Here is a 25,711-nt window from a genome sequence, read left to right as displayed (position 1 = left end):
CTCAGGCTCGTAAGTGTAAAAATGGCACCCGCGCGTTGGCTACGGGTGAGAGTTACCGGCAACTTAAAGGGCTCGCGGTCAGAAAAAAATTAAATAAATAACGTTCCATTCTGAGACGTTATTTATTTAATGCGTTTCAGTGTGAAACCCAATAATGCCGATAAATAAGCAAATGTGATACGCGACCGCACCCAAATCAAAATAGCCATAACAACGCCACAAATATCCATCTTTGGTTATTTATCACTCCATTGACTTAATATTTTTTAAGGCAAAAATAACACCAAAGGATTAACGTCATTTCAGGCTATTAATCCATCATGAATTAAAGTTTTATTAAATTAACGTCACATCCATTAACAATCTGCTGATGCGTTCAGGAGTTCTGATGAAAAAGAGTCTATCCCGTGCCACCGTAAGCCTCGCGATGGCGCAAGCCATGGCGGCAAAGGCCGAGAAGAAAGCGATTGAAATCAATGTTCCGGTTGTTATTTCCGTTGTCGATAGCGGCGCAAACCCGCTGCTGATGCAGCGGATGGATGAGGCTTTTATTACCAGCTGCGAGATTTCACTGAATAAAGCCTGGACCGCATGCTGCTTACAACAGGCCACGCATGAAATTACCGAATGCGTACAACCCGGCCAGTCGCTTTATGGTTTGCAGCTCACTAATCAGCAGCGCATTGTTATTTTTGGCGGCGGCTTCCCGATTATTGAAAACGATAACGTGATCGGCGCTATCGGCGTCAGCGGCGGCACCGTAGAGCAGGACATGGAAATAGCCATGGCGGCATTAACTTATTTCCAACAGCTTTAATTCACACTATTTCGCAACCCTATTTTAAGGATTTATGATGAGCAATCGTATGTATGATTTCCTTGTTCCAAATGTGAACTTTTTTGGCCCCGGCGCCGTCTCCGTTGTCGGTGAGCGCTGCAAATTACTGAACGGCAAAAAAGCCCTGCTGGTGACCGACAAAGGCCTGCGGGCGATTAAAGACGGCGCGGTCGATCAGACGGTCAAACATCTGCGTGAATCGGGCATTGAGGTGGTTATTTTTGACGGCGTGGAACCGAATCCGAAAGACACGAACGTGCGCGATGGTCTGGCGGTCTTCCAGAAAGAAGGCTGCGATATGATCATCACCGTCGGCGGCGGTAGCCCGCACGACTGCGGTAAAGGTATCGGGATTGCCGCCACCCACCCAGGCGACCTTTACAGCTATGCAGGTATCGAAACCCTGACCCATGCCCTGCCGCCGATCATTGCGGTCAACACCACCGCCGGTACCGCCAGCGAAGTCACCCGCCACTGCGTGCTGACCAACACCAAAACCAAAGTGAAGTTTGTGATTGTCAGCTGGCGTAACCTGCCGTCGGTGTCGATCAACGACCCGCTGCTGATGGTCGGCAAACCTGCCGGTCTGACCGCCGCTACCGGGATGGATGCCCTGACCCACGCCGTGGAAGCGTATATCTCCAAAGACGCTAACCCGGTCACCGACGCCTCAGCCATTCAGGCCATCAAACTGATTGCCACCAACCTGCGTCAGGCCGTTGCGCTCGGCACCAACCTGAAAGCCCGTGAAAACATGGCCTGCGCCTCCCTGCTCGCCGGCATGGCGTTTAACAACGCCAACCTCGGCTACGTTCACGCGATGGCCCACCAGCTGGGCGGGCTTTACGATATGGCGCACGGCGTGGCTAACGCGGTTTTACTGCCGCACGTCTGCCGTTACAACTTGATTGCCAACCCGGAAAAATTCGCCGATATCGCCACCTTTATGGGTGAAAACGTCTCAGGACTCTCCACCATGGACGCTGCCGAGCGGGCAATTCACGCCATCGCGCGCCTGTCCAACGATGTCGGGATTCCTCAGCACCTGCGCGACCTGGGCGTCAAAGAGGCCGACTTCCCGTACATGGCTGAAATGGCGCTGAAAGATGGCAACGCCTTCTCCAACCCACGTAAAGGCAACGAAAAAGAGATCGTTGAGATTTTCCGTCAGGCCTTCTGATTGACCTTATCCCCACCAGCGGGCCTCGTGCCCGCTTTTTTTAGCGTTCATCCGCGTGGAGTTCCCAATGCAAAATCCCGGCGTCCCGGCATCACCCGCAGTGCATCTGTTTTATCACCCCTCGCAGGAACGGAGTGAAGCCCTGCGCCAGATAAGTCTCGGGCTGGAGGAACAGGGCGTACCGTGCCGCCCGCTGCCCTGCGATGAACAGGACGATGCGATGGCGCTGGCACGTAACGCCGCGCAGCACTCAGCGCTGCGTATCGGCATTGGCATGACCGCCAGCGGCGACGTAGCGCTGACCCATGCCCAATATCCGGCGGGCCGTGCGCTGCGCCATCTTCCTGCCGCCAGTACCCAATCACAGTGGCGTAATCTTGGCGCTAACGCGGGCCAACTGGTGAAAACGCTACCGCTAACCGAGGTTGAATAATCATGTACCGCATCTATACCCGTACCGGCGACAAAGGCACCACCGCGCTGTTTGGCGGCAGCCGGATTGATAAAGACGATATTCGCGTAGAAGCCTACGGCAGCGTCGATACGCTGGTTTCACTGTTAGGCGTGTGCTATGCCGCCAGCGACAATCCGGCGCTGCGGCCGGTGCTGCACCGCATTCAGGAGGAGCTGTTCGTGGTGGGGGCTGAACTGGCCTGCGACGCGCGCGGCTTAACCCGGCTCAATCGGCTGATCGAGGACGCGGATATTGCCCGCCTTGAAGGGGAGATTGACCGCCATATGGCGCTCACCGGCCCGCTGAAAGCCTTTGTGATCCCCGGGAAGAATCTGCCGTCTGCGCATTTGCACGTCGCGCGTACCCAAGCCCGGCACATTGAGCGCACGCTGGTCGCCATGGATCGTCAAATGCCGTTACGCCCGGCGTTAAAAAGCTATATCAACCGCCTGTCGGACGCCCTTTTCGCTATGGCGCGAGTCGCCGAAAGCGAGGCCGAAACGGCGGTTAATCCTGAGGCCGATGCTTAAACTGGCTCACGTCGATATCAAACTGCTTGAGCTTGCGCCAGAGCGTGGTGCGGCCAATATTCAGTAGATTGGACATCTCCTGCACTCGCCCGCTGGTCACGCGGGCGGCATGAATAATAGCCTCTTTTTCCATCGCCGACATGCTCATGCTAGCCGGAATTAACGCGCTATTGCCGCTCACGCCGGGATGCTCGCGGAACAGCCAACCCGGCAGATTGCTGAGGCGGATATGCCCGTGTTCGCTGCTGATGGCGATATTTTCAACGATGCTGTTAAGCTCAAAATCATTGCCCGGCCAGGAGTAGGCCACCAGATGCGCCAGCGCGTCATCATCGACCTTCAGCCGCGATGAAAAGCGGCGTTCCAGCGTGCGCAGGCGGCTGTGCACCAGCGACGGAATGCTGTTGCGGCGCTCGCGCAGCGGAGGAATGCTAATTTCAAACGAGTGCAGCGCATAGTACAGCTGGCGGCTAAAGCGGTTTTGTTCCACCAGGTTGCCCAGATCCATCGTGGTGGTGGCGATCACCTTCACATCCACCGGGATCAGCCGACGGGCATCAAGCCGTGTCACCACGCCTTGTTTGATCACCTGTAGCAGAATCGACTGTAGCTCCGGGGCCAGATACTCAATCTTTTCGAGAAACAGCGTCCCGCCGGAGGCCAGCTCCAGACGGCTCATCCGCCCGTTCTCTTCCTCGGTGGCCGTGCTGCCCATAAAATCCAGCCCCAGCGCGTTATCGGCATACAGCTGGCAGTTGACGGCAATAAACGGCCCTGCGGCGCGCTCGCTTTCGTTATGAATGGCCTGAGCGATCAGCTCCTTGCCCACCCCTTCTTCACCGCACATCAGCACCGGGAAGCTGCCGCGCGACGCCTGACGGCCAAAGTGAATCAGGCGGCGGGTCTCTGGGTCATCTGCCGACATCTGGGCAAAGGTGTGGCCCACCTTGCCAAGCTGGCTGGTCATCAATTGACGCATCTGTTCAACGGGATGGAGCAGCAGGATAAAGCTGGTTCCCTGCGCTTCGACGATGGGCTTTAAAGTGATCACCGCATCCACAAACTGGTGCTGACTTTCAAAGGCCACCTCGGCGTGGCTGAGCGGCTTAGCGTGCTTGATGGCGCGGCGCAGCAGCGCGGGGAGAATCACCAGATCGGCAATGTTTTTACCCTGGCAGGCCTGCGCGTCCAGATGCAGGAGCTTCGCCGCCTGAGGGTTAAGAAACTGTAATACTCCCGCTTCATTCCACGCCATCACCCCGTCGTCCATACTTTCGAGCAGGCCGTACATCTGATTGAGGTGGCGATTGGACTCCGCCAGCAGGCTGTCGGTGAGCAGCGAGTTACCCACTTCGCGGGCCATCGCCAGCGTCAGCGACAGGTCGGCGGCGCTGGTGTGTTCAGCTTTACAGCACAGGGCAATGGAGCCGGAAAGGCGGCCATGATTATCAAATATTGGCGTCGAGCAGAACGTCCACGGGAAGAGCGCCTGCTTGAAGTGCTGCTCGCCGCTGGTTCTCACCGGCTGCCCCACCATTGACGCCAGCGACAGCGCACAGGTTCCCATAATGCTTTCCGCGCAGTAGCTCCCGGCAAAGAATCCCAGCGTATCCAACTGCGCCAGCGTCTCCGGATGGCCGCAGCGGGTCAGGATACAGGCCGACTCATCAAGGATAAACAGCGCACACGGGCGAGCGTCCATGTACTCCCACGCATCCTCCAGCGCCGCCTGGCCGATGGTCAGCAGCGCGGTCTTGCGACGGCTGATAGAGGCAAACGTCAGCCCCTGCGCCTGATGCGGCGTGGTCCAGGTCTCGCGCTGCATCATCTTGCCGCAGCGGTGCCAGGACTGGGCGATAAATGAGGTCAGCGCCTGCTCAGGTTGCGCGTTCTGCGTGGACATAGCGGCTATCACTCCCTTAAGTGCGTGCCGTTAGCGGCACATCCATAAAACAACAACCCCCGGTGCCAGAAACTGCCAGCCCGGGGGATAACCACAACGCTTGTGGTGCGCTGACCGGGGGGCCGGTCAGCGATAACGCTTAGTGAGCGGAGCGCCACTGAGCACCCAAACGATCGGCCGCCAGAATGGCGGCGTAGACGCTCTGCGGGTCAACCGGGAACGGCATATTGTGGATGGTTTCCCCTTCTGCGCAGGTGGCTTTCGCCACGGCGAGAATTTTCTCCTCAATACCGTCCTTCACGCCCATCTGCGCCAGCGTCACCGGCAGCCCAACCTTGTGGCAGAAACCGAGCACGGTTTCAATTTCATCCATCGGGCTGTTTTGTAAAACCAGCTGCGCCAGCGTACCAAAGGCCACTTTTTCCCCGTGGTACAGGTGGTGGCACTCTTCCAGAATGGTGAACCCATTATGGATAGCGTGCGCCGCCGCCAGGCCGCTGCTTTCAAAACCGATGCCGCTGAGATAGGTGTTGGCTTCTACAATGCGTTCCAGCGCTACGGTTGCCACGCCCGCTTCGGCGGACAGACGCGCTTTTTCACCTTCCGCCAGCAGCGTTTCATAGCACAGACGCGCCAGGCTTAACGCCGCCGCCGTGGACTGACCGCCAGCCATGCTGACCGCGTGAGCGTCATAACAGGCTTTCGCTTCAAACCAGGTCGACAGCGCATCGCCCATCCCGGAGACCAGTAAACGCACCGGCGCTTTGGCGATAATCGCCGTATCCATCACCACCATGTCCGGGTTTTTCGGATAGATCAGATACTCTTCAAACTCGCCGGATTCGGTATAAATCACCGACAGCGCGCTGGTTGGCGCATCGGTAGAAGCGATAGTCGGGATAATCACCACCGGCAGATGCTGGTAATAACCGATGGCTTTCGCCGTATCGAGGGTTTTCCCACCGCCAATCCCTACCACGCCTTTGCAGCCTTTCTGTTTAGCGATGGCGCCCAGGCGGTTGATCTCCGCGTGGCTGCATTCGCCGTTAAAACGCTCGGCATGGCAGCTGATGCCGTTGTCATGCAAACCGTTCAGCACTTTATCTCCGGCCAGCTTCATGACGAAGTCGTCGGCAATCACAAAAAAACTGTCCGCCAGATTTTTGGCATACTGACCGAATAACGCTGATGCATCAGGACCCTGAAGATATTTTGCCGGAGACTGAATAACTTGTAGCATTCTCTACACCCTCACATTGAACTCGTTTCCATGATGGCGTCAGGTGTGGCTCGCTCCTGCTGACAACGCAATCCAACGAGAGGTTGAGCACGACCGACGCGGTGACATCACTGTAAAGCGGGTGCCCGGTAAAAGAATGTTGGGTTATTTGGTTTCACTACGAAACGCCTTCTAAAATATTTCGTTCCATAACGAAACGCGACTTCGGCAATGCCGCCCGGATTGCGATCCAGATCCGCGCCGCCTTCACACTATTCACCAGTTCAATATGTCTATTCCACGCCTATTCTGCCCCTGATGAACAAAAAAAAATAGCACCGCCGTTCAGCCCGAGCCAACGCCGGGCCGATGCGGTGGCTAAGAAGCCTGCATCAGCTCTCATTTTCCCCATTCACCGGCAAAATACGTTTCATTATGGAACGTTTCCGGCAAATTTCGTTCCGGGATGAAACCAACGGCGACGGGGATTTTCTTTTTTTCCCACCAGGCGAGAATTCACTCATCGGCCACGGTATCGGCGTTCACGCTACCGCAGCCGGAACCCTACAGGGGAGTCGCTCGACGAGCGGCCCACAAAATATCCAGCGGAGTACACATAATGAAAAAACTGATTAACCGTGTGGAAGATGTCCTGGCAGAACAGCTGGCAGGATTGGTTAAAGCGCACCCGGAGCTGAAGCTGTATCAGGATCCGGTTTATCTCACCCGTGCTGATGCCCCAGTCGCGGGCAAGGTTGCCCTGCTCTCCGGCGGCGGTAGCGGTCACGAACCTATGCACTGCGGCTTTATCGGCAGCGGGATGCTGAGCGGTGCCTGTCCGGGGGAGATTTTCACCTCACCGACGCCGGATAAAATCTTCGAATGCGCAATGCACGTCGACGGCGGCGAAGGGGTGGTGCTGATTATTAAAAATTACACCGGCGATGTGCTGAACTTTGAAACCGCCACCGAGCTGCTGCACGAAAGCGGCATTAAGGTCACCACCGTGGTGATCGATGACGACGTGGCGGTAAAAGATAGCCTCTACACCGCCGGTCGACGCGGCGTGGCCAATACCGTGCTGATTGAAAAGCTGATGGGTGCGGCCGCCGAACGCGGCGATAGCCTCGAAGCCTGCGCCCGTCTGGGTCGTCAGCTCAATAACCAGGGCCACTCCATTGGCATCGCGCTGGGTGCCTGCACCGTTCCAGCCGCGGGCAAACCGTCGTTTGAACTCAACGATAACGAAATGGAATTTGGCGTGGGCATCCACGGGGAACCCGGCATTGACCGCCGCCCGTTCACCTCGCTGGACGACACTGTCGACGCCATGTTCGCTACCCTGCTGGAAAACGGTCAGTACAGCCGAACTCTGCGCCAGTGGGATCCGATCAAAGGCTGCTGGCAGGAAGTGACGCAGTCCAAACGGGCGTTGCAGAAAGGCGACCGCGTGATTGCGCTGGTCAACAACCTCGGCGCGACGCCGCTTTCCGAGCTGTATGGCGTCTATAACCGCCTGGAAACACTGTGCACCGACGCGGGTATTGCCATTGAACGTTCACTGGTTGGTTCCTGGTGTACCTCCCTCGATATGACCGGTTTTTCCATCACCCTGCTCAACGTGGATGCGGATACCCTCGCCCTGTGGGATGCCCCGGTTCACACCCCTGCCCTCAACTGGGGTCACTAAGGAGATCTGCAATGTCACTGAACAGAGATACGATTGTCGACTGGCTGTACCGCTGCGGCGAAACCTTTACCAGCCAGTGTGATTTTCTCACCGGGCTCGACCGCGAAATCGGCGACGCCGACCACGGCCTCAATATGCACCGCGGCTTCAGCAAAGTGGTGGAAAAGCTGCCGTCGATTGCCGACAAAGACATTGGCTTTATTTTGAAAAATACCGGCATGGTGCTGCTCTCTAACGTCGGCGGCGCCAGCGGCCCGCTGTTTGGCACCTTCTTTATCCGCGCCGCCCAGGTGACCCAGGCGCGCCAGAACCTCTCACTGGAAGAGCTTTACCTGATGATCCGCGAAGGCACCGACGGCGTCGTCAGCCGCGGCAAGGCCGAACGCGGTGATAAAACCATGTGCGACGTCTGGCTACCGGTAGCCGACTCCCTGCACCGCTCCTGCGAACAGAATCTGTCAATCACCGCCGCGCTGGACGCCGCCTGCGAGGTCGCTCAGCAGGCGGTCCAGGCGACCATCACCATGCAGGCACGCAAAGGCCGCGCCAGCTATCTCGGTGAACGCAGCATCGGCCATCAGGATCCGGGGGCCACTTCCGCCCTGTTTATGGTGCAAATGCTGGCCGCTGCGGCTAACGCATAAGTAGAGAAAGGATAAGGCGATGGTAAATCTGGTCATTGTGTCTCACAGCGCCCAACTGGGCCAGGGGGTCGGGGAGCTCGCCCGACAGATGTTAAGGGGAGATGGCTGCCAGCTCGCCATCGCCGCCGGTATTGACGACCCCGATAGCCCGATTGGCACCGACCCTATCAAGGTGATGGAGGCCATCATCTCGGTCGCCGACACCGACGATATTCTGGTGCTGATGGATATTGGCAGCGCGCTGCTGAGCGCGGAAACCGCGCTCGACCTGCTGGACCCGGAGATTGCCGCGAAGGTGCATTTGTGCCCGGCGCCGTTAGTGGAAGGGGCGCTGGCCGCCACGGTGAGCGCCGCCAGCGGTGCTGGCATCGAAAAGGTGATTGCCGACGCCCAGTGCGCCCTGCAGGCCAAACGCGTCCAGCTCGGTTTTCCGGCGCAGGAGGAATATCACGACCCGTCAGCGCTGCAAACCGACGAGTCTGACGACGCGCAGTCGGTGACCGTCGAAATAGCCAATCCTCACGGCCTGCACGTGCGCCCCGCCGCCCGTCTGGTTGAAGGGCTCGCCGGGTTTAATGCCGAGCTGCTGCTGGAAAAAGACGGCAAGTGCGTCAAGCCCGATAGCCTCAATCAGATAGCTCTACTGAAGGTGCGCTGTAATGACCGCATCCGCCTGATTGCCAAAGGCCCGGAAGCCGCAGAAGCGCTGGCGGCATTTCAGGCGCTGGCAGACGACCATTTTGGCGAGCGCCAGGTCGTTAGCGCCCCGACGGTGAACGCCCCAGCGCTTCATGGCACCGTCAGCGGCGTGGTGCTGCACTATCAGCCCACCGTGTTTCCGCTCGAACGTGAACCCGCCGAAAGTCCGGATGCCGAGTTTCGGCGTCTGAAAATGGCGGTCAGCCATACGCTGGACGATCTGCTGGCGCTCGCCGCGCTGGCAGCCGACAAGTACTCGGAGGAGATTGCCGCCATTTTCTTCGGTCAGCATACCCTGCTTGATGACCCGGAGCTGCTGAACAGCGTCCTTGAAGAACTGCAGCAGCAGAACTGCTGCGCCGAATGGGCCTGGTCGCAGGTGATGAGCGCCCTCAGCCAGCAGTACCGGTCGCTGGACGATGCCTACCTTCAGGCACGCTATATCGATATTGAGGATATTCTGCACCGTACGCTGGGACACCTTGCGGGAGCCGTTGACAGCGCGCCTCAGCTGTCGCAGCGCACGATACTCATCGCCGATAACCTGTTTCCGTCGGTCGTTCTGCAGCTGGATGCGACGAAAACCGCCGCCATTTGCCTGCGCGACGGCAGCCCGCTGGCCCACGGCGCCATCATTGCCCAAGCGGCGGGGATTCCCTGGCGCTGCCAGCTCGGTGATGCCTTTGCCGGGCGGCAAAACGGCGACAAGCTCACGCTAACCCAACCCTAATACCCATTTGTTCACTCCCGGACACACCCTGCACGGTTCGCCATGCAGGGGTGTCACACCCAAAGCTCAGGAATCTGTTATGTCGCAATTTTTCTACAATCAACGCGAAAACCTCGTGAATGACGCTATTGAAGGGGCGATCATCGCAAGCCCGTGGAATAACCTTGCCCGTCTGGAAACCGATCCGGCGATTCGTATTGTGGTCCGTCGCGATCTGGTTAAATCCCGGGTAGCGGTGATTTCCGGCGGTGGTGCGGGTCACGAACCGGCGCACGCAGGCTTTGTCGGCAAAGGGATGCTCACGGCAGCGGTCTGCGGCGACCTTTTCGCCTCGCCGAGCGTGGATGCCGTGCTGACCGCCATCCAGGCGGTGACCGGCGACGCGGGCTGCCTGCTGATTGTCAAAAACTACACCGGTGACCGCTTAAACTTCGGCCTTGCGGCGGAAAAAGCCCGCCGTCTGGGCTACAAAGTCGAGATGGTCATCGTCGGCGACGATATCTCCCTGCCGGACAACAAGCACCCACGCGGCATTGCGGGCACGATTCTTGTCCATAAGGTTGCGGGTTACTTCGCGGAAATCGGCAGCAACCTGGATACGGTCACCCGGGAAGCGCATCTGGCGATGTCCCGCGTGTTCAGCCTCGGCGTCGCGCTGGCAAGCTGCCACCTGCCCGGTGACCCGCAGGATGGCGTTCGCCACTTCCCAGGCAAAGCCGAGCTGGGAATGGGGATCCACGGCGAGCCTGGCGCTAGCGTGGTGGACACACAAAACAGTGCCGAACTCGTGCACCTGATGGTCGAAAAACTCAGCGCAGCGTTACCGGCTACCGGTCGCCTGCTGCTGATGCTCAACAACCTCGGCGGCGGCTCGGTGACCGAGATGGCGATCCTCACCCGTGAACTGGCCTCCAGCTCGCTGGCTTCACGCTGCGACTGGCTGATTGGCCCTGCTCCGCTGGTCAGCGCCCTCGATATGAAAGGCTTTTCGATTACCGCGATGGTGATGGAAGAGAGCGTGGAAAAAGCGCTGCTGTCGGAGGTGAGAACCGCTGGCTGGCTGCCGCCGGTGCGCCTGCGTCCGCAGACCACCCTGCCGTGCGATATAAAGAGCGCCCGCGTGGCCTATACGCCGTCGGAAGATGCCCAGGTGGCGGACTATATTGAGACGGTCACCGCCACGCTGTCCGACCTGGAAGGCTGCCTGAACGCGCTGGATGCCAAAGTGGGCGATGGCGATACCGGTTCAACCTTCGCCGCTGGGGCGCGTGAAATTGCCCGTCTGCTGCACGACCACCAGCTACCGCTGGCGCAGCTTGAGACGCTATGTGGGCTAATTGGCGAACGGTTAACCGTGGTAATGGGCGGCTCCAGCGGCGTGCTGATGTCTATCTTCTTCACCGCCGCCGGGCAGGCTATCCACGAAGGCAAACCGGTGGTTGCTGCACTACAGGCCGGGCTGGCGCAGATGAAATTTTACGGCGGTGCTGACCTCGGCGACCGCACGCTGATTGATGCCCTGCAACCGGCGCTGGACGCGCTGGCGCAGCAGCCTGGCGACCTCGATGCCGCCTACCGCGCCGCACAGGCGGGAGCCGACGCCACCAGCCATGCCACCAAAGCCAACGCGGGCCGCGCTTCCTACCTCAACAGCGATAGCCTCGCGGGGAATATGGACCCCGGCGCCCATGCCATTGCGATGGTGTTTAAAGCCCTGGCGCAACGCCCACGCGGCTAACCGTTCTACCCGCTGCCCGCGTTAGCTCGCGGGCATTTTTCTGCGTAAGGGTTGCGTAAGCCGTCGTGACGAACAATGATGAAGTCACCCAATGCAACCGATACCGTTAACCGATGCCCAACCGCTACCTGCGCCCGCTTTTCCCGCCGATCGCGCTGTTTTTTATCACCAGCCTACTGACGGGTTGCGTATTAAGCCGCGTCTCAGAGAGCGCCCACGCCAAAGAGGTGGATGAACTGTACGTCGTGGGCATGAGCCTTGACGCCGCTCGCGCCGCAGTCACCCAGCACGGGTATACGTGTAGCCCCTACGCCGAGCGCCATCTTGTCAGCACCGAGAACGGTGACCATCAATGGCTGCAGACAACGTGTGACAAACAGAGCCTGGAAGTGGTCTGCCCGCAAATCCGCTCGGTGGTGCTGAACGTTGATCCCACCAGCCAAAAGGTGGTGATGGTCGGCAAAAATATCACTCAGAATGCCTGTTTTTAACCTTCCCTCAGCGTGACAAGGTTCACTTCGGCAAGCGAACGCCCTGTTGACTTATTCTGTAAAAAGATTACTTTTCAGGACATGAAGAAAATACTGATTATCGTCCCCGACGGCGGCATGCTGTTTGAGTCCGCCGGTATTGCCGACATCCTGATGCAGGCCAACCGCCTGCATCCTGAGGGTGCAGCCTCCCCTTGCTACCAGGTTCAGTTGGCGACCACCCAGCCGCATCAGGTGATCCACGGCCAGTCTGGCCTCAATCTGCTGGCGGACCATCGTCTGCACGAGATAGACCCTCGCGAGCCCCTCGACACCATTATCATCACCGGCAGAGGCCAGAACGCACAGGAAGGCATTGCGGTGGTGGACTGGCTGCGCCTTGCTGCCCCGCACGCCCGCCGTATTGCCTCAATCTGCGGCGGTGCGATGCTGTTGGCGCAAAGTGGGTTGCTCGACGGCAGACGGGCCACCACCCACTGGAAGCTGCTGGAAACCCTCCAGACGGAACACCCGCAGGTGCGCGTCGAAGGCGGGCCGCTCTATGTTCAGGACGAGCATATCTGGACCTCCGGCGGGGTGAGCTCCGGCTTCGACCTGACGCTGGCGCTGGTGGAAGAGGATTACGGCTTTAGTCTGGCACGCGATATCGCCCAGGATTTTGTGATGTATCTCCATCGCCCCGGCAGCCAGCTACAGTTCAGCCGCTACAATCTCCAGCGCACCAGCAGCCTGGGCCCCATCAACGACCTGCTCGCCTGGCTGCTCGACAACCTGACCGCCGACCTCAGCGTCGAAACGCTGGCGGAAAAGGTTGCCATGAGCCCACGTAATTTTACCCGCGTCTTTACCCGCGAGACCGGCGCCTCCCCGGCACGCTACGTCGCTGAAGCGCGTCTGGCCGCCGCCCGACAGCGTCTGGAGCAGACCAACGACACGCTGGAGAGAGTGGCGCAGCAGACCGGCTTTGGCAGCAGCATTAACCTACGCCGTCTGTTTGAAAAACAGCTACACCTCACGCCCGGTGAGTACCGCCAGCGTTTCCACTGCCGCAAAATGGCGTAAAGTGATCCTTTTTTGTCATTTACGCCATATGGTGGCCGGCCTACAGTAACGCCAGAGACAACAGATAAGGAGTGGATCATGGTAAAGGTCGGTATTAACGGTTTTGGCCGTATCGGACGTAACGTTCTGCGCGCGGCGCTGGGCAACCCGGATATCCAGATTGTGGCAATTAACGATCTGACGGACAGCAAAACGCTGGCGCATCTGCTGAAATATGACTCCCTGCTCGGCACCCTTGCCGCCGAGGTCAGCGCCAGCGAAGGTCAACTGGTGGTGGCAGGTAAACCTATCACCGTCTACAGCGAACGCGACCCGGCGAACATTCCGTGGCGACAGGCTGAAGTCGATATTGTGATTGAAGCCACCGGCTTCTTCACCGAGCGTGACAAAGCGGCGGTGCATATCCACAGCGGTGGCGCAAAGCGAGTGATTATCTCCGCGCCCGGTAAGAACGACGATTTAACCATCGTGATGGGGGTGAACGACGGCCTCTACTCGCCGGATAAGCACTACGTAGTGAGTAACGGTAGCTGCACCACCAACGGGCTGGCTCCCGCCGCACAGGTACTGCATCAACACTTCGGTATCAAGCATGGTTTGATGAACACCACCCACGCCTACACCAACAGCCAGGCGCTGCACGACCAGCCGGAGAAAGATTTGCGCGGGGCCCGCGCCGCCGCGCTGTCGATTGTGCCTTACTCCAGCGGCGCGGCAAAAGCGCTGGGTAAAGTGATCCCCGAACTGGACGGGCGCCTGACGGGCTATTCTCTGCGCGTGCCGGTTCCAGTGGTCTCCATCGTCGACCTGACCGTAACACTTGAACGAGATGTTACCGTCGAAGAGGTGAACAACGCGTTTCGTGAAGCGGCCGCGAGCGGCCCGCTGAAAGGCATTCTGGGCTACAGCGATGAACCGCTGGTGTCGAGTGACTACCAGGGCGACCCGCGTTCCTCAATTATCGACGGTCTGTCCACGCTGGTGATTGGCGGCAACATGGTCAAAATCCTGGCGTGGTACGACAACGAATGGGGCTTCTCTAACCGCCTGGTCGACCTGGCGCTGCTGATGGCCAAACGCGAAGCGTAATACTCGACGTTCGCTTCCCACTAAAATCCACGCCCGGCGTGGATTTTTTTATCCCCCGCCGTCGAACCTGTAATATGCTGTTCGTTCTGATACAGACCATTTTCTTATACCTATAAAAGATGGCGCTACCGCGCACATCGCAGACCGTAACGCAAACCACAGGACAGATGGATGTTAATTCACACCGCCGCCTCGTCACGCCATGAGGCCAGGGCACAATTTCGCGCGGGGGTCGCCGCCTGCTTCCCCACCATTCCCGGCTACTGGAGCATCGGCTTTGCGGCCGGGGCCATCGGCACGCTCTCCGGCTTTACGACCCTGCAAACCGCGCTGCTGGCGAGCCTGCTGTACGCCGGGTCGGCACAGTTTCTTTTCTATTCGCTGTGGGCAGCGGGCGCGGAAGTCGCGTCGGTGGTGTTGAGCGTGCTGCTGGTAAACCTGCGTTATCTGCTGATGAGTTCGGCGATGAGCGTCTATTTCCGTGAGCACACCACGCTGCAAAAAATCGTCAGCGGCCTGCTGCTGACCGATGAAACCTTCGGCGTGGCGGTGCAGCGCGGCGGCGCGCAAAACAAGGTGTCGTTTGCCTGGATGTTTGGCCTGAACGTGGCCGCCTGGCTGAACTGGATCCTCGCCTGCATCATTGGCGCGGGGCTGGCCTCCGCCCTGCCGCAGGCGCTGATGGAAGGGCTGAGCTTTAGCCTGGTATCGATGTTTATCGGCCTGGTGCTAATGCTGTGGTTTGCCAGCCGTCGTAAATGGCTGGAGTCGTTCAGCATCGCCGTCGCAGCGGTCATTACCCTTGCGATGTCCGGGCATGCCGATACCAGTATTGTGGTGATTGTCGCCGCCTCCGTCGCCGCCACGCTGGCAACGATTGGCCTGCGTCTGTCTGGCAAGAAGGAGCGTCAGGATGGAGCGTAATATTCTGCTCGCGATTATCGCCTCGGCGCTGGTCACCGCGTTGATGCGCGTGGTGCCGGTGCTGCTGTTATCACGTTTTCGTATGCCGCCTGCGCTGCAGCAGTGGCTGAGCTTTATTCCGGCGGCGATTATGTCGGCGATTATTGCCGCGGAACTGGTGGGTAAACCGGCGTTAACCAGCGGTGGGTTGAGCATTTCGCTGCTGGCCGCCGTTGTGGCAACGTTGGTTGGGGCGCTCAGCCGCAGTCTATTTGCCACGGTGATTGCGGGGATGGCAGCGTTTATGGGGTTGAGCTATTTGTTGGCTTGATTTCACCCCCTCACCCTAGCCCTCTCCTCAAATTGTCTCTTATACACAAATTCGTGGTGACAGTGATCAGATAAGGGGCGATATATTCAGGTTTATCACTCTGTTGCGCTCTCTTCCAGTGCCAGCCATATAAATTGCTCTGGCGCAGATAGCGCGCAAGGGGCGGCCAATCGCCGCCGCCCCCTGCACCCCCGGGCTCTGGCGGCAAAATCGCCACTTCGTGGTTCCCTCAGCTTATCCCTTTCGGCTTCGGGTCGGGCGCGAGGCAACGTCCCTGTGGGCTGACCCGGCCTCCAGGGAACGCTTCGGCGATTTAGACGCCACCCAAAACCGTGCGGTCTTTTAGCTAACAGCAAAAACCAAAGTCACTGAAACCGATGAGTCCCCGCTGGAAATCGGCGAGCCGGAGAATGGAAGACAAGGTCAGGACGCCATGGATGGCGGACTGAGGCGAACCGAGACAGGACGTCGAGTTTCGCCGTGCCGCAGGCTGGAGTTCGTAGGCGAGCGCAGTGCGAAGCACCGATTTCCCTGCGGGGCCGCGGGGATTGTTAAGGGGGATGCGGTTATCCCCCTTAACACGTTCACCGGTACAAAATCCTCATATTCTACCCAACGTAAAGTGAACGGAACCCTTCACCAAACCGACATGTCATTCAGATTAAGGTTACCGCCCTCCTACTCCGTCGTCACCGGCTTAACCCGCACCCCAGCAAACACCATCACCATCGCCGCCACCAGCAGCACACCGCTAACGGTAAACACACCGCTGGCACCATTTAGATCGAACACCAGACCGCCCCCGGCCGCACCTGCGCTAATAGCCAACTGGATGGACGCCACCATCAGCCCGCCCGCACTTTCCGCTTCGTCCGGCACGGTTGTGGCAAGCCAGGTTGACCAGCCAACCGGCACCAACCCGAAGGCGAAGCCCCACAGCGTCACCAGCAGACCGTCAAGCAACGCCAGATGTCCAAAGGCCACCATCAGCAACGCCAGTACGCCCATGCCGAACGGCACCAGCGCCAGCGTCAGGCGCAGGTTGCGTGCCAGCAGATGTCCGGCAATCGACGTGCCGATAAAGTTAGCGAGACCAAAGCCCAACAGAATCAGCGAGATGGTCTCCACGCTGGCACGGCCTACCGTTTCAAGGAACGGGCGCAGGTAAGTAAAGAAAGCGAAGTGACCGCTAAAGATAAAGATGGTCGCCAACAGCCCGCCAATCATGCCGGGGCGGCGCAGCACGTGCAGCAGCGTGCGCAGGCTACCGCCGTTTTCAGGGCGCATCGACGGTAGCACCCACACCTGCCAAAGCAGCGCCAGCACGCCCGGTACCACGCAGAGAATAAACACATTACGCCAGCCAATCAGGCTACCCAGATAGCTGCCCAGCGGGGCCGCAACGACGGTGGCAATCGACACCCCGGCAAAGATAATCGACAGCGCTTTTGGCACATCGCTGGCGGGCACGAGCCGCATGGTGGTGGCGGTCGACATGGCCCAGAATCCGCCAATGGCCACGCCGAGCAGCAGGCGCCCCAGCAGCAGCACCTGTAACGACGGCGCAAAGGCCACCAGCAGGCTGGAGACAATCTGCATCAGGGTAAAGAACATCAGCACCCAGCGGCGGTCGAGGCTTTTGGTGGCGGAAGTAATCAGCAGCCCGGTCACCAGTGCGACAAGCGCGGTGGCGGTCACGGTCTGCCCGGCCACGCCTTCGGTCACGCCCAGGCTTGCCGCCATCGGGGTCAGCAGACTGGCGGGCAGAAACTCGGCGGTAATCAACCCAAACACTCCCAGACCTAGCGCCCACACGGCGCGCCAGGCGGGTTTTGCGGGGGCGATGGCCCCGCGCTCTGCGACGGATGCATTCATCGGTGAATCTCCTGTTATAAAAATGTGATGGCTGTCGCAAAGGATAGAAAGTTCCGTCGGGACGATCTATGATGGATAATCTTCATTTATTGATAATTCGTCCGGAGTTGCGAAAATGACCCTGAATGCCCCTGATATGATTAGCGAACTGCTGCGCGGCATGCGTCTCTCCGGCGTGAACTATCGCCGCTTCGAAGCCAGTGCGCCGTTTGGCGTCTCCTTCGGCGATGTACCCGGCAAGGCGCAGTTCCATTTTGTCAGCCGCGGGCCAGCCTTATTACGAATGCAAAGCGGCGCGCGCTTTACCCTGAAGAGCGGCGATGCGGTGTTTATCCCTAACGGCGAGGGGCATGCCCTGCTTTCTGACGAGTCGGCCATCGTGACGCCGATTACCGATTTCCCCAGCGAACCTATCTGCAGCCAGGTGCATGACATCCACTGTCCGTCCTGTCCGGACGCCGAAAACGTGGTTATCTTTACCGGGTGTATGAATTTCGAATTGGGCGGCATGCAACCGCTGGTGAAAGCGATGCCAGAGGTGATGATGGTCAGCAGCCTGATGTCAGAACGTCCGGAAATTCAGGCGCTGCTGGCGGCGATGGAGCGGGAATCACTGGGCCGACAGGTAGGCTTTGCCGGTATTCTCGCCCGCCTCGCTGATGTGGTGGCGGCGCTGATCGTGCGCGGCTGGGTGGAGAGCGGCTGTGGTAAAGCCACCGGCTGGATCCAGGTACTGCGCGACCCGCGCCTGAGCCGGGCTATTTACGCCATGCACCAGCAGCCGGGGGTGAACTGGAGCGTGGCGGACCTCGCCAAAGAGGCGGGCACGTCACGCTCGGTGTTTGCCGAACGCTTTCTCTCGGCGACCGGCACGACGCCGGCAAAATACCTCGGCGAGCTGCGAATGCGGCTGGCTATCCAGTATATCGGCCAGGAGCAGCAGGCCATTGAAACCGTCGCCCTGCGTCTGGGCTACGGTTCCGTTGCCGCCTTTAGCCGAGCGTTTAAGCGCGTGGTGGGCCACTCGCCGGGGGCGCTGCGCGGTGCCGTGCCCGCCGCCGAAGTGATGTGACCCGCACGTTTACAGGTAGGTCACGTTATCAATCTGACGCTGCGCCTCATCGTTCAGCCCCTGAATATCGAAGCCCGGCATATCACGAATAAATTCGAGGAACGGCGGTGCGATACCGAGCAGCGCCAGATCGGCGGCATGTAGCTGATAGCGGATCGCCTCTTCATCGCCCGCCTGCACTTTTTCCACCCAGTTCGGTTCAATGATCAACTGATGGCCCAGCGCCACCAGGTCAATGCCGCTTTGCATCACCTCTTCCGCCTGCGCCGGGGTGCGGATATTACCCACAGCAATAATCGGTTTACGCGGGCTGACCGCGTTAAGCTGAGTGATAATCGGCGCGGTATTGTGCTTATCGCGCAGTGAAGGACGCCAGACGGAGCCCATCGAGACGTGGATATAGTCGAGCGCCGTATCCTGTAATTTGCCGACAAAATATTTGGTGTCATCGAGGGTAATGCCCGGCTCCTCAATCTCTTCCGGCGACAGACGGTAGCCCACGATGAAATCGGCGTTCGCGTGCTGCTGTTTCACCTTCATCACCGCCTCAATCACCGCCAGCGGCAGCGCGAGGCGTTTATCCAGCGTGCCGCCCCATTGGTCGGTACGACGGTTGGAGTGCGGCGAGACAAACTGCTGTAGCAGGTAGGTATTGGCGCCGTGCAGCTCAATGCCGTCAAACCCGGCCTCAATGGCGCGGCGGGTGGCCTCGGCAAAGTCGTTAATCAGGCTCACCACCTCGTCGGCGGTCAGTTCACGCGGGACTTCCGCCCCGGTGCGCGGCGCGGCAACGGCGCTGGCGCTCACCGGTTGGCGTCCACGGGTGACCCACTGGTTGGTCATCCGCCCGGCACTAAACATCTGCAGAATCGCTTTCGCCCCACGCGCTTTAATCGCCTGCGCCAGTTTTGCCAGCCCGGGGATTTTTCCATCGTCTTCAACGCCTAATTGGCCTTCAAACCCTTTCCCCTCTTTGTTGATATAGGCCACCGGGGTAATAAACAGCCCCACGCCACCGGCACGCTGCTGCATATAGTGAACCTCTTCCGCCGTCACCGAGCCGTCTTCAAAAGACATCTGCTCAGTCATTGGCGGCAGCACCACGCGGTTTTTCAGTACGACGCCATTAGGCAAGGTCAGGGGTGTTAGAAAACGGTAATCCTTCATGTCTGCTCCAGAATGAAAATAACAGGACCGGGATGGTCATCGATGATTCGCATACTAAAACAAACATTGGGGAATGTGCGTCCCATACCAGGGGCGCACCAGGCACAACCAAAGGGCTACAGGCGGCCAGCACGTTCCCAGGGTACGCCGAGCGTTTGCCACTCTTCGGCAATCAAATCGACAAAACCACGAATACGCGGCGAGAGGTAGCGTTTGCTGGGGTAGATAATCCGCACTGGATCCGGCGGGATCTTAAATTCAGTGAGGATAGCCACCAGCGTTCCTTTGGCGATCGCGTCGGCGGCCAGATAATCCGGTAACTGGATCACGCCAAAGCCGGAAATCGCCGACGACAGCATCGCCTCTGAACTATCGATATCAATACGCCCCGGCCCTTCATAGACAAATTCGCCCTCCGGTGTGGCGTAGCGCCAGCTCCTACGCCGCTCGGCGCTGCGAAAGAAAATGGTATCGTGCTGGCGCAGCGCCTGCGGCGTCGTCGGCGTGCCGCGCGCGGCCAGGTACGCCGGTGACGCGCAGGTGACCATATGCTGGGTGCCAATGGTGCGGGTCAGAATACGCGAATCGCCTCGGGGTTCGCCAATGCGAATAGCAATATCAAACCCTTCGTCAATCAGATCGACAAAGCGGTCGGTAAACACCACGTCGGCGCGTAGCGCGGGCCAGGCGCGTAAAAAGCGGTCAATAACCGGCAGAATATGGCGCTGCCCCAGTGAGAGCGGCGCGGTCAAACGCAGGGTGCCGGTCGGTTTTTCCCGGCGCAGCGCCATGGCATCATCCACCGCTTCAAGGTCTTCCAGAATGCGTTTGCAGCGCTCATACATAATGCAGCCTTCTTCGGTCAGGCTGAGCTGGCGCGTAGTGCGGTTCAGCAGGCGCACGCCTAGCTGGGCCTCAAGACGGGTGATACTTTTACCAATCGCCGAGCGCGATAAACCGACGCTTGCCGTTGCACGAGTGTAGCTTCCGGCGTCAACCGCCGCGATAAAGGCGGCAATATCGCCAATGCGATTCAGTTCCACGTTACCTCCCAATACGGGAAAATTATTCCCCAAATGCGCTGAGTATAGCGGGCGTAAAACGGGCTGAATAGCGCTGGAGTGCTTCAGGCTTTGGCGGGCGACGATTTGTGCCGGGGAGGTATTGTGCTTTGCCTGACGGGCACAAACAGCGCCCTGATAACATCATAGAAAATAGTACTGTTCTTAATATTTAACTTACTCATCAGCTCGCGCTTAATAGCGCTAACGCGTTTTTCCGAGCGCCCGGTGATCTTCGTTAATAATTCTGGCTTCATACCCATACTGAGCGACAGCAGAATAAACAGTTCGTTATCCGACAGCGAAAAGTAGTGCGCCTGTTCAATGTCATCGCGCGACTCATCGCTTTGCGCATCAATCAGTAGCTCACAGTGATTATTTTTAATACTATACGCCACCAGGCCGCGGCATTTGCGCAATAAATAACCGACAATCAACGGCGAAATGGACTCGGTGAGTACCATGACGTTTTTTCGTCGAAACCTTGCTGCTTCTGCGCCAAGCGCGTCGATCGTCTGGCGAATATCCAGATCGTTAAGGATAATGATGTAGTCGAGAACCGCATTATTTAATTTGTACTGGCGAGGACTCGCCGCGCTGAAGTTCAATATCGACTTCATACCCAAATTAAGAAAAATATTGTCGCTGTAACTGACAACCTCCATTTAGCCGACTCCATGGTAATAGTAGCCAGCGTAAAATGCTAATGAGTATAAAATGTTATTGCAACACAGCACGATGTCCATAATTGGACCCGCTCACCTGTCGCCAATAATACTATTTCGGACAACAGAAAAGGATTAGTCTCATTCGCAAAAATAAATCAAGAACAATCATTAACATCAGCTATATCATCCGATTTCGGCATGCTATACTTCTTTTCATAATATCCATTGAGAAATAAAAGATGTCGCAATCAGACGATTCGTCCCGACCGCTACACGCCTTTGAGTTTAGTCAGCAAACTAAACCGCTGAAGGCAATAACGGATTTACACAACGTGCTGGCCCCTTTTGGCACCGCATTTACGCTAAACGCGTCGACAAAAATGTTACTAAGTAACGATCGTGAATCGGCGTTTATTTTACTGGTGACCACCGGCTGCTTTTCCGTAAGCCATGCCCAGATCGATCTGCATATGGCTACCGTTTTTGCCCCTACCGTCGTGGGCCTTATTGACGGCTATAGCCTTTATTATGATGTTAAGGCGCGCCCACAGCACTATATTCGAGCAGAGACCGACTGCACCGGCTGGATTGTGCCGTTAGACCTGTTTGTTGAGAAGTGCGATGAGTTTAATTTATGGCACGATATCTCCCGTATTCTGGCCCAACGCGTCATGGTGATGAGCGCGCGCGACAGCGAACTGGTCGGCAACGATGCCTATAGCAAAATTCGTTCGCTGCTGATGGAACTCTGGCTTTACCCGGAAGATATTCGGCTGCAAATTAAAGTTTCCTCTTTTATTCAACGCCGGACCAGAATATCGCGCAGCCGGATTATGGACGTACTTGCAGAATTGAAAAAAGGAAATTATATCGAAATGAAATCCGGTGTGCTCATTGCTATGGATAAATTACCGGTCGCTTTCTGAAATTATTGAAAACGATTATCATCAATAAATATTCTTTCCGCTTCCGATTTAAATGCTTTGCCGGCAATTGCGTTACCCATAAAAAAATCGACATTGATCACATTATTGTACATATCGGCATCAACCCATAAATTAAGCCAGCGGGTTGCCTGTGATATATACATCGATAGCGCCTGTCGATTCCCGGTTTGCTGATATTCCACAATCAGCGCCAGCGCGCGGTCTTTTCTGAAACGTGCCGTCTCCAGCCCGCTTTCACGTAGCGCCAATACCTGGCGATAATATTTTTCGGGCGTCTGCTCAAAATCCGTTAATACCGACTGCTGGCGTAGGGTCGCTAATAGCGTAAATGCGCCAGCACAAACGGCAATCATCACCAGCGCCGAAAAATAGGGCAACCAGCGACCGCTGAACGCACGTACGAGCGGGCCTTCTCCGGCGGCAAGGCTGAGCAGCATAATAAACGTCAGCCAGTGCGTTGCTGACTGATAAAACGGGTATTCCACTTGAGTATGCAGCAACAGCGGCAGCAGGCAGAACAGCAGCGACAGCATCTGACGGTTTGTCGTGCGGAAGAAAAGAGTCATGCCGGCCCACGCCAGCAGCATTAGCCCCATCAGCGCCACCAGTCCGCCTTCCACCCACCAGTAGAGCAGTTCATTGTGTGGGTGGGGAATAATGCTGCAACCATTGGCAATCGGCGTCGCACGATCGGCGATAAAATGGCTGAAGTGCCAGACGTAGCTGCCGTAGCCCCAACCCGCGAACGGGTGCAGCGCAATCATGCGTAGGGTTTCGCGTAAAATCATCAGCCGCTGAAGGGTCGAACCATCATGCTGCGCCAGCGCCTCGCTAAACGAGAGCGACATCAGGCTCGCGCCAATAACCACGCCCACCGCCGGAGCACCCAGTAGAAGCCCGCGCCGCCAGGTCGGGGAGGCCTGCCAATGCAGACATACCATCCCAACGTAAACGCAAATCGCGCTTAGCCAGCCGATGCGCGAGGGAATCTCGGTTAACGCCCAGAACAACACCATCACCGCCACGCTGATGGCAGCGATTCGCGCGGCCTCCCTTCGCGGATATCGAGTGCAGAAAAACGGTGAACCGAGACTATACAACCCCACCGCGCCGCCGCAGGCCAGAAACGACCCGGCAACGTTGCGCTGCTGAAAGACACTGATATTTCCCGGCGCGGCGGCAAGCACCTGTTGTTCAAACCCGGGGAGGACGGTAGGCAGATGCAGTCCCAGCAGGCTGTATACCGCCTGAATCAGCCCGGCTATCACCAACAAATACAGCAGCGTTTGCCGCTGGCGTGCGCTGAATCTCACATGCGTCAACAACAGTAGCAGCAGCACGCCCGCCCACAGCCCGGCAAAACGCGGCAGCGCATCAAGACGCCAGCCCGCTTCAGGACTCCAGGCCAGCGGCAGACTCATCAGCAGCGCCCCCACAACAATGCGCCGGGTACCGGGAGCCACGGCGATAGCGGTGCGGACAAAACAGGGCCAGCCGCAGCCCAATAAAAGCAGCATGCAAAACCAGACCCACAGCGAGGTAGGGAGTTCACTGCCGCTGCCGCCCATATTGGCGATCACCAGATGCATCACCAGCAGATAAATCAACGCCAGCATGGCGACCAATGGCCAGGCCTTTCGCCTATTCACGTCCCTGTTTTGGACAGCCATTGGCCTACCTTAGCATCTGCGTCTGTGCGGGCATCACGCGCCCATAGTCATTAATGGTTTGCCATTGCAGCACGCAGCGACCGCTGGTCGGGCAGGCGCTTCTCGACTCGGTGGCAAATGGTGCTACCATGCCAGCGTTCTCCACCGCCTTGCCGTTAACACGCAGGTTAAACAGCGTGACGTAATAAGGCGTTGGGTTGCTGACCTGGGTCTTGCTGCCCTGCACTTTCCACACCAGTTGGCGATAGGCCTCTTCTTCGCGCCCCTTCAGGCCCACTGGGCGAAAAAACAGTTTCATCCGGCTACGAATCGCTATCTGTAAGGCGTTTGCGGACGGCTTGCTCTGGGTTTCAGGAATGCTGGCCACGCTCAGCCAGAACAGGCTTTCACGGTCATCCGGCAGGTCACCGCCCGTACGCATAATGCGTACAATGTTGTTATGCCCCGGCAGCAGCGGAAACAACGGCGGCGTGGTGATAAACGGCACCTGATTGCCGCTCTGCCCCCTGGCATCCAGCACCTTTGACAGCACCAGATAGCGCTGCTGAGCGGTGTTGTTCACCGTGAAGGTGATGCTCGGCTTGTCGGCATCAAAGATAAAACGGGTACCGTCTACGGTAACACCCGCGTGGGCGGAAACGCCGTAGGCCAGCAGGGTAAACAGGCCATATTTCATAGTGCACTCCCCCGCTATTGCCAGGTCAGCGTAAAGGTCGCGGTGGCATTTGCCGTGCCGCTGCTCACGCTGCTCGTCGTCGCCATATAGCGGGCGTAGAAGATAAAGACGTTATCGGCACGGGTCGGGTCAATCACGTAGCGAGATGAAGCCTGATTCAGCGGCAGTCGGGCGTGATCGGCGTCTTGCAGTTCAATCGCAACCCCCTGCGCTGCATCGCTACCGCTGTCGAGCGCCAACAGCGTTTTATCCGCCGAGTCAGCCGCCCCGCTAAAGGTGAAATCAACGCCGGTTGCCGCGGCACCGCACTGTTGCAGATCGATAATAAAAGCCACCGGCGACGAGCCACTGCCTTTAGTGGCGAACTGCTTTGCGGCGATGTCGCCCAGCGGCACGGTCTGCGCCTGAGAAGACGGTGACACGATGCAGGTGTTGTCCTGAATGGAGCCGCTGACGTAGACGGTGCCGTCGTGCGCCTGCGCGCTGGCGGCAGCCAGCAGCAGCAGCGTGAAGATTATTTTCATTACTGGTAGCTCAGATCGAAATACATGACCGACGAGGCGTTTCCGGCGGTGACCGGAATTTTCGTCGCCTGATAGCGCAGGAAAAACGTCAGCGCGTTGTTATCCCCTTCCTGCAGTGACTGGCTGTCGCTGGCGGTGTTAATCGCCACCGTTTTCTTATTGGCATCGAGGATCTCCACGCCAACGCCGGAGGCCATATTGCCTTTCCCGGCAGTATCCGAAAGCGCCAGCAGCTTGCCGTTGTCACCGTCCGGCGTGCCGCTGAACATCACCGTCGCCCCGGAAATACCGCTGCTACAGTTTTTCAGGCGGATAACCAGATCGGCGGTTGACGATACGTCGCCCGCCGTGTGAAAGGTGTTGCTGCTAAAGTTGCCAATAAAGATGGTCTGTAAGGTGTCAGCCGTTTCCACATCGCAGGTGGAGGCCACCACCGTGCCGCTCATGTCGATTTCGACGCCATTATTCGCCGCCTGAACCGTTGCCGCGCTCAGCGCCCATCCGATGACCGCCAGCCAGTACTGCCGTTTGCCGTTGTTCATTGCCGCCC

General features: G+C 58.1%; 25 protein-coding genes. 15 read left to right on the top strand and 10 right to left on the bottom strand.

Annotated features, from left to right (window positions below; all coding sequences use genetic code 11):
- Window positions 1–388 precede the first annotated feature (388 nt).
- The 4 genes from HII27_RS09900 to HII27_RS09885 all read left to right on the top strand — a co-directional run bounded on the left by HII27_RS09900 (window position 389) and on the right by HII27_RS09885 (window position 3,002).
- Window positions 389–817, top strand: a complete 429-nt coding sequence (locus HII27_RS09900; RefSeq protein ID WP_185667737.1) for a GlcG/HbpS family heme-binding protein — start codon at window positions 389–391, stop codon at window positions 815–817.
- A gap of 37 nt (window positions 818–854) precedes the next feature.
- The gene (gene dhaT, locus HII27_RS09895) at window positions 855–2,018 is read left to right on the top strand and encodes a 1,3-propanediol dehydrogenase (RefSeq protein WP_185667736.1); all 1,164 of its coding nucleotides are present in this window, start codon (window positions 855–857) and stop codon (window positions 2,016–2,018) included.
- Between the two features lie 67 nt (window positions 2,019–2,085).
- Window positions 2,086–2,451: a glycerol dehydratase reactivase beta/small subunit family protein gene (locus tag HII27_RS09890; RefSeq protein ID WP_185667735.1), complete on the top strand. Its 366-nt coding sequence runs from the start codon at window positions 2,086–2,088 to the stop codon at window positions 2,449–2,451.
- Window positions 2,452–2,453: 2 nt separating this feature from the next.
- The gene (locus HII27_RS09885) at window positions 2,454–3,002 is read left to right on the top strand and encodes a cob(I)yrinic acid a,c-diamide adenosyltransferase (RefSeq protein WP_185667734.1); all 549 of its coding nucleotides are present in this window, start codon (window positions 2,454–2,456) and stop codon (window positions 3,000–3,002) included.
- On the opposite strand, the gene dhaR is transcribed toward HII27_RS09885, so the two are convergent.
- Both dhaR and HII27_RS09875 read right to left on the bottom strand, forming a co-directional pair.
- The gene (dhaR, locus tag HII27_RS09880) at window positions 2,980–4,905 is read right to left on the bottom strand and encodes a dihydroxyacetone kinase operon transcriptional regulator DhaR (RefSeq protein WP_185667733.1); all 1,926 of its coding nucleotides are present in this window, start codon (window positions 4,903–4,905) and stop codon (window positions 2,980–2,982) included. The two genes, HII27_RS09885 and dhaR, sit on opposite strands and share 23 nt — an antisense overlap.
- A 139-nt stretch (window positions 4,906–5,044) precedes the next feature.
- A complete protein-coding gene (locus HII27_RS09875; RefSeq protein ID WP_185667732.1) occupies window positions 5,045–6,145 on the bottom strand; it encodes a glycerol dehydrogenase in 1,101 nt (366 codons plus the stop codon).
- 598 nt (window positions 6,146–6,743) lie between these two features.
- Here HII27_RS09875 and dhaK point away from each other — a divergent pair.
- From dhaK to HII27_RS09830, 9 genes are all read left to right on the top strand, one after another.
- The gene (gene dhaK, locus HII27_RS09870; protein ID WP_185667731.1) at window positions 6,744–7,814 is read left to right on the top strand and encodes a dihydroxyacetone kinase subunit DhaK; all 1,071 of its coding nucleotides are present in this window, start codon (window positions 6,744–6,746) and stop codon (window positions 7,812–7,814) included.
- Window positions 7,815–7,825: 11 nt separating this feature from the next.
- On the top strand, window positions 7,826–8,458 hold the full coding sequence (dhaL, locus tag HII27_RS09865; protein ID WP_185667730.1) for a dihydroxyacetone kinase subunit DhaL: 633 nt from the start codon (window positions 7,826–7,828) through the stop codon (window positions 8,456–8,458).
- A 19-nt stretch (window positions 8,459–8,477) separates the two neighbouring features.
- Entirely contained in the window at window positions 8,478–9,887 is a 1,410-nt protein-coding gene (gene dhaM, locus HII27_RS09860) for a dihydroxyacetone kinase phosphoryl donor subunit DhaM (protein WP_185667729.1), read from the top strand.
- A gap of 79 nt (window positions 9,888–9,966) precedes the next feature.
- Window positions 9,967–11,625: a dihydroxyacetone kinase subunit DhaK gene (locus HII27_RS09855; RefSeq protein ID WP_185667728.1), complete on the top strand. Its 1,659-nt coding sequence runs from the start codon at window positions 9,967–9,969 to the stop codon at window positions 11,623–11,625.
- Window positions 11,626–11,738: 113 nt separating this feature from the next.
- Window positions 11,739–12,116 carry a hypothetical protein gene (locus HII27_RS09850; RefSeq protein WP_185667727.1) on the top strand — a complete coding sequence of 126 codons (378 nt, stop codon included), beginning with the start codon at window positions 11,739–11,741 and terminating at the stop codon, window positions 12,114–12,116.
- An 81-nt stretch (window positions 12,117–12,197) separates the two neighbouring features.
- Window positions 12,198–13,178: a GlxA family transcriptional regulator gene (locus tag HII27_RS09845; protein WP_185667726.1), complete on the top strand. Its 981-nt coding sequence runs from the start codon at window positions 12,198–12,200 to the stop codon at window positions 13,176–13,178.
- Between the two features lie 78 nt (window positions 13,179–13,256).
- The gene (gene gap / locus HII27_RS09840; RefSeq protein ID WP_185667725.1) at window positions 13,257–14,267 is read left to right on the top strand and encodes a type I glyceraldehyde-3-phosphate dehydrogenase; all 1,011 of its coding nucleotides are present in this window, start codon (window positions 13,257–13,259) and stop codon (window positions 14,265–14,267) included.
- A 171-nt stretch (window positions 14,268–14,438) separates the two neighbouring features.
- Complete coding sequence (locus tag HII27_RS09835) at window positions 14,439–15,191, top strand: AzlC family ABC transporter permease (RefSeq protein ID WP_185667724.1); 753 nt, start codon at window positions 14,439–14,441, stop codon at window positions 15,189–15,191.
- Window positions 15,181–15,501 carry an AzlD domain-containing protein gene (locus tag HII27_RS09830; protein ID WP_185667723.1) on the top strand — a complete coding sequence of 107 codons (321 nt, stop codon included), beginning with the start codon at window positions 15,181–15,183 and terminating at the stop codon, window positions 15,499–15,501. Before HII27_RS09835 ends, HII27_RS09830 begins: the two co-directional genes overlap by 11 nt.
- A gap of 678 nt (window positions 15,502–16,179) precedes the next feature.
- On the opposite strand, the gene HII27_RS09825 is transcribed toward HII27_RS09830, so the two are convergent.
- Window positions 16,180–17,376: an MFS transporter gene (locus HII27_RS09825; protein WP_185667722.1), complete on the bottom strand. Its 1,197-nt coding sequence runs from the start codon at window positions 17,374–17,376 to the stop codon at window positions 16,180–16,182.
- 115 nt (window positions 17,377–17,491) lie between these two features.
- Between HII27_RS09825 and HII27_RS09820 the strand changes: the two genes are divergently transcribed.
- Window positions 17,492–18,448 (top strand): AraC family transcriptional regulator, encoded by a 957-nt coding sequence (locus HII27_RS09820; RefSeq protein ID WP_185667721.1) that lies wholly within the window; start codon window positions 17,492–17,494, stop codon window positions 18,446–18,448.
- A gap of 9 nt (window positions 18,449–18,457) precedes the next feature.
- Here HII27_RS09820 and HII27_RS09815 read toward each other — a convergent pair whose 3' ends face one another.
- The 3 genes from HII27_RS09815 to HII27_RS09805 all read right to left on the bottom strand — a co-directional run bounded on the left by HII27_RS09815 (window position 18,458) and on the right by HII27_RS09805 (window position 21,341).
- Window positions 18,458–19,615, bottom strand: coding sequence for an NADH-dependent flavin oxidoreductase (locus tag HII27_RS09815; protein WP_185667720.1), 1,158 nt, complete (start codon window positions 19,613–19,615; stop codon window positions 18,458–18,460).
- A 116-nt stretch (window positions 19,616–19,731) separates the two neighbouring features.
- A complete protein-coding gene (locus HII27_RS09810; protein WP_185667719.1) occupies window positions 19,732–20,658 on the bottom strand; it encodes a LysR family transcriptional regulator in 927 nt (308 codons plus the stop codon).
- A gap of 83 nt (window positions 20,659–20,741) precedes the next feature.
- Entirely contained in the window at window positions 20,742–21,341 is a 600-nt protein-coding gene (locus HII27_RS09805) for a helix-turn-helix domain-containing protein (protein WP_185667718.1), read from the bottom strand.
- A gap of 242 nt (window positions 21,342–21,583) precedes the next feature.
- Between HII27_RS09805 and HII27_RS09800 the strand changes: the two genes are divergently transcribed.
- Window positions 21,584–22,270, top strand: a complete 687-nt coding sequence (locus tag HII27_RS09800; RefSeq protein WP_185667717.1) for a helix-turn-helix domain-containing protein — start codon at window positions 21,584–21,586, stop codon at window positions 22,268–22,270.
- A 2-nt stretch (window positions 22,271–22,272) separates the two neighbouring features.
- On the opposite strand, the gene HII27_RS09795 is transcribed toward HII27_RS09800, so the two are convergent.
- The 4 genes from HII27_RS09795 to HII27_RS09780 are packed head-to-tail and all read right to left on the bottom strand — an operon-like array spanning window position 22,273 to window position 25,703.
- Entirely contained in the window at window positions 22,273–23,961 is a 1,689-nt protein-coding gene (locus HII27_RS09795; RefSeq protein ID WP_185667716.1) for a PglL family O-oligosaccharyltransferase, read from the bottom strand.
- 4 nt (window positions 23,962–23,965) lie between these two features.
- Complete coding sequence (locus HII27_RS09790) at window positions 23,966–24,637, bottom strand: fimbrial biogenesis chaperone (RefSeq protein ID WP_185667715.1); 672 nt, start codon at window positions 24,635–24,637, stop codon at window positions 23,966–23,968.
- Between the two features lie 14 nt (window positions 24,638–24,651).
- Entirely contained in the window at window positions 24,652–25,161 is a 510-nt protein-coding gene (locus HII27_RS09785; RefSeq protein ID WP_185667714.1) for a fimbrial protein, read from the bottom strand.
- Window positions 25,161–25,703 carry a fimbrial protein gene (locus HII27_RS09780; protein ID WP_185667713.1) on the bottom strand — a complete coding sequence of 181 codons (543 nt, stop codon included), beginning with the start codon at window positions 25,701–25,703 and terminating at the stop codon, window positions 25,161–25,163. The genes HII27_RS09785 and HII27_RS09780 overlap by 1 nt, the downstream gene beginning before the upstream one ends.
- Window positions 25,704–25,711: the final 8 nt, after the last annotated feature.

The sequence above is a fragment of the Kluyvera sichuanensis genome (assembly GCF_014218705.1).
GTDB lineage: Bacteria > Pseudomonadota > Gammaproteobacteria > Enterobacterales > Enterobacteriaceae > Kluyvera > Kluyvera sichuanensis.
This window is presented reverse-complemented; position numbering and strand designations above follow the sequence as displayed.

Excerpts from the sequence above, each read along its gene's own strand:
- HII27_RS09900 (WP_185667737.1), top strand. The coding sequence starts at position 389 with ATGAAAAAGAGTCTATCCCGTGCCACCGTAAGCCTCGCGATGGCGCAA.
- dhaT (WP_185667736.1), top strand. The coding sequence starts at position 855 with ATGAGCAATCGTATGTATGATTTCCTTGTTCCAAATGTGAACTTTTTT.
- HII27_RS09890 (WP_185667735.1), top strand. The coding sequence starts at position 2,086 with ATGCAAAATCCCGGCGTCCCGGCATCACCCGCAGTGCATCTGTTTTAT.
- HII27_RS09885 (WP_185667734.1), top strand. The coding sequence starts at position 2,454 with ATGTACCGCATCTATACCCGTACCGGCGACAAAGGCACCACCGCGCTG.
- dhaR (WP_185667733.1), bottom strand. The coding sequence starts at position 4,905 with ATGTCCACGCAGAACGCGCAACCTGAGCAGGCGCTGACCTCATTTATC.
- HII27_RS09875 (WP_185667732.1), bottom strand. The coding sequence starts at position 6,145 with ATGCTACAAGTTATTCAGTCTCCGGCAAAATATCTTCAGGGTCCTGAT.
- dhaK (WP_185667731.1), top strand. The coding sequence starts at position 6,744 with ATGAAAAAACTGATTAACCGTGTGGAAGATGTCCTGGCAGAACAGCTG.
- dhaL (WP_185667730.1), top strand. The coding sequence starts at position 7,826 with ATGTCACTGAACAGAGATACGATTGTCGACTGGCTGTACCGCTGCGGC.
- dhaM (WP_185667729.1), top strand. The coding sequence starts at position 8,478 with ATGGTAAATCTGGTCATTGTGTCTCACAGCGCCCAACTGGGCCAGGGG.
- HII27_RS09855 (WP_185667728.1), top strand. The coding sequence starts at position 9,967 with ATGTCGCAATTTTTCTACAATCAACGCGAAAACCTCGTGAATGACGCT.
- HII27_RS09850 (WP_185667727.1), top strand. The coding sequence starts at position 11,739 with ATGCCCAACCGCTACCTGCGCCCGCTTTTCCCGCCGATCGCGCTGTTT.
- HII27_RS09845 (WP_185667726.1), top strand. The coding sequence starts at position 12,198 with ATGAAGAAAATACTGATTATCGTCCCCGACGGCGGCATGCTGTTTGAG.
- gap (WP_185667725.1), top strand. The coding sequence starts at position 13,257 with ATGGTAAAGGTCGGTATTAACGGTTTTGGCCGTATCGGACGTAACGTT.
- HII27_RS09835 (WP_185667724.1), top strand. The coding sequence starts at position 14,439 with ATGTTAATTCACACCGCCGCCTCGTCACGCCATGAGGCCAGGGCACAA.
- HII27_RS09830 (WP_185667723.1), top strand. The coding sequence starts at position 15,181 with ATGGAGCGTAATATTCTGCTCGCGATTATCGCCTCGGCGCTGGTCACC.
- HII27_RS09825 (WP_185667722.1), bottom strand. The coding sequence starts at position 17,376 with ATGAATGCATCCGTCGCAGAGCGCGGGGCCATCGCCCCCGCAAAACCC.
- HII27_RS09820 (WP_185667721.1), top strand. The coding sequence starts at position 17,492 with ATGACCCTGAATGCCCCTGATATGATTAGCGAACTGCTGCGCGGCATG.
- HII27_RS09815 (WP_185667720.1), bottom strand. The coding sequence starts at position 19,615 with ATGAAGGATTACCGTTTTCTAACACCCCTGACCTTGCCTAATGGCGTC.
- HII27_RS09805 (WP_185667718.1), bottom strand. The coding sequence starts at position 21,341 with ATGGAGGTTGTCAGTTACAGCGACAATATTTTTCTTAATTTGGGTATG.
- HII27_RS09800 (WP_185667717.1), top strand. The coding sequence starts at position 21,584 with ATGTCGCAATCAGACGATTCGTCCCGACCGCTACACGCCTTTGAGTTT.
- HII27_RS09795 (WP_185667716.1), bottom strand. The coding sequence starts at position 23,961 with ATGGCTGTCCAAAACAGGGACGTGAATAGGCGAAAGGCCTGGCCATTG.
- HII27_RS09790 (WP_185667715.1), bottom strand. The coding sequence starts at position 24,637 with ATGAAATATGGCCTGTTTACCCTGCTGGCCTACGGCGTTTCCGCCCAC.
- HII27_RS09785 (WP_185667714.1), bottom strand. The coding sequence starts at position 25,161 with ATGAAAATAATCTTCACGCTGCTGCTGCTGGCTGCCGCCAGCGCGCAG.
- HII27_RS09780 (WP_185667713.1), bottom strand. The coding sequence starts at position 25,703 with ATGAACAACGGCAAACGGCAGTACTGGCTGGCGGTCATCGGATGGGCG.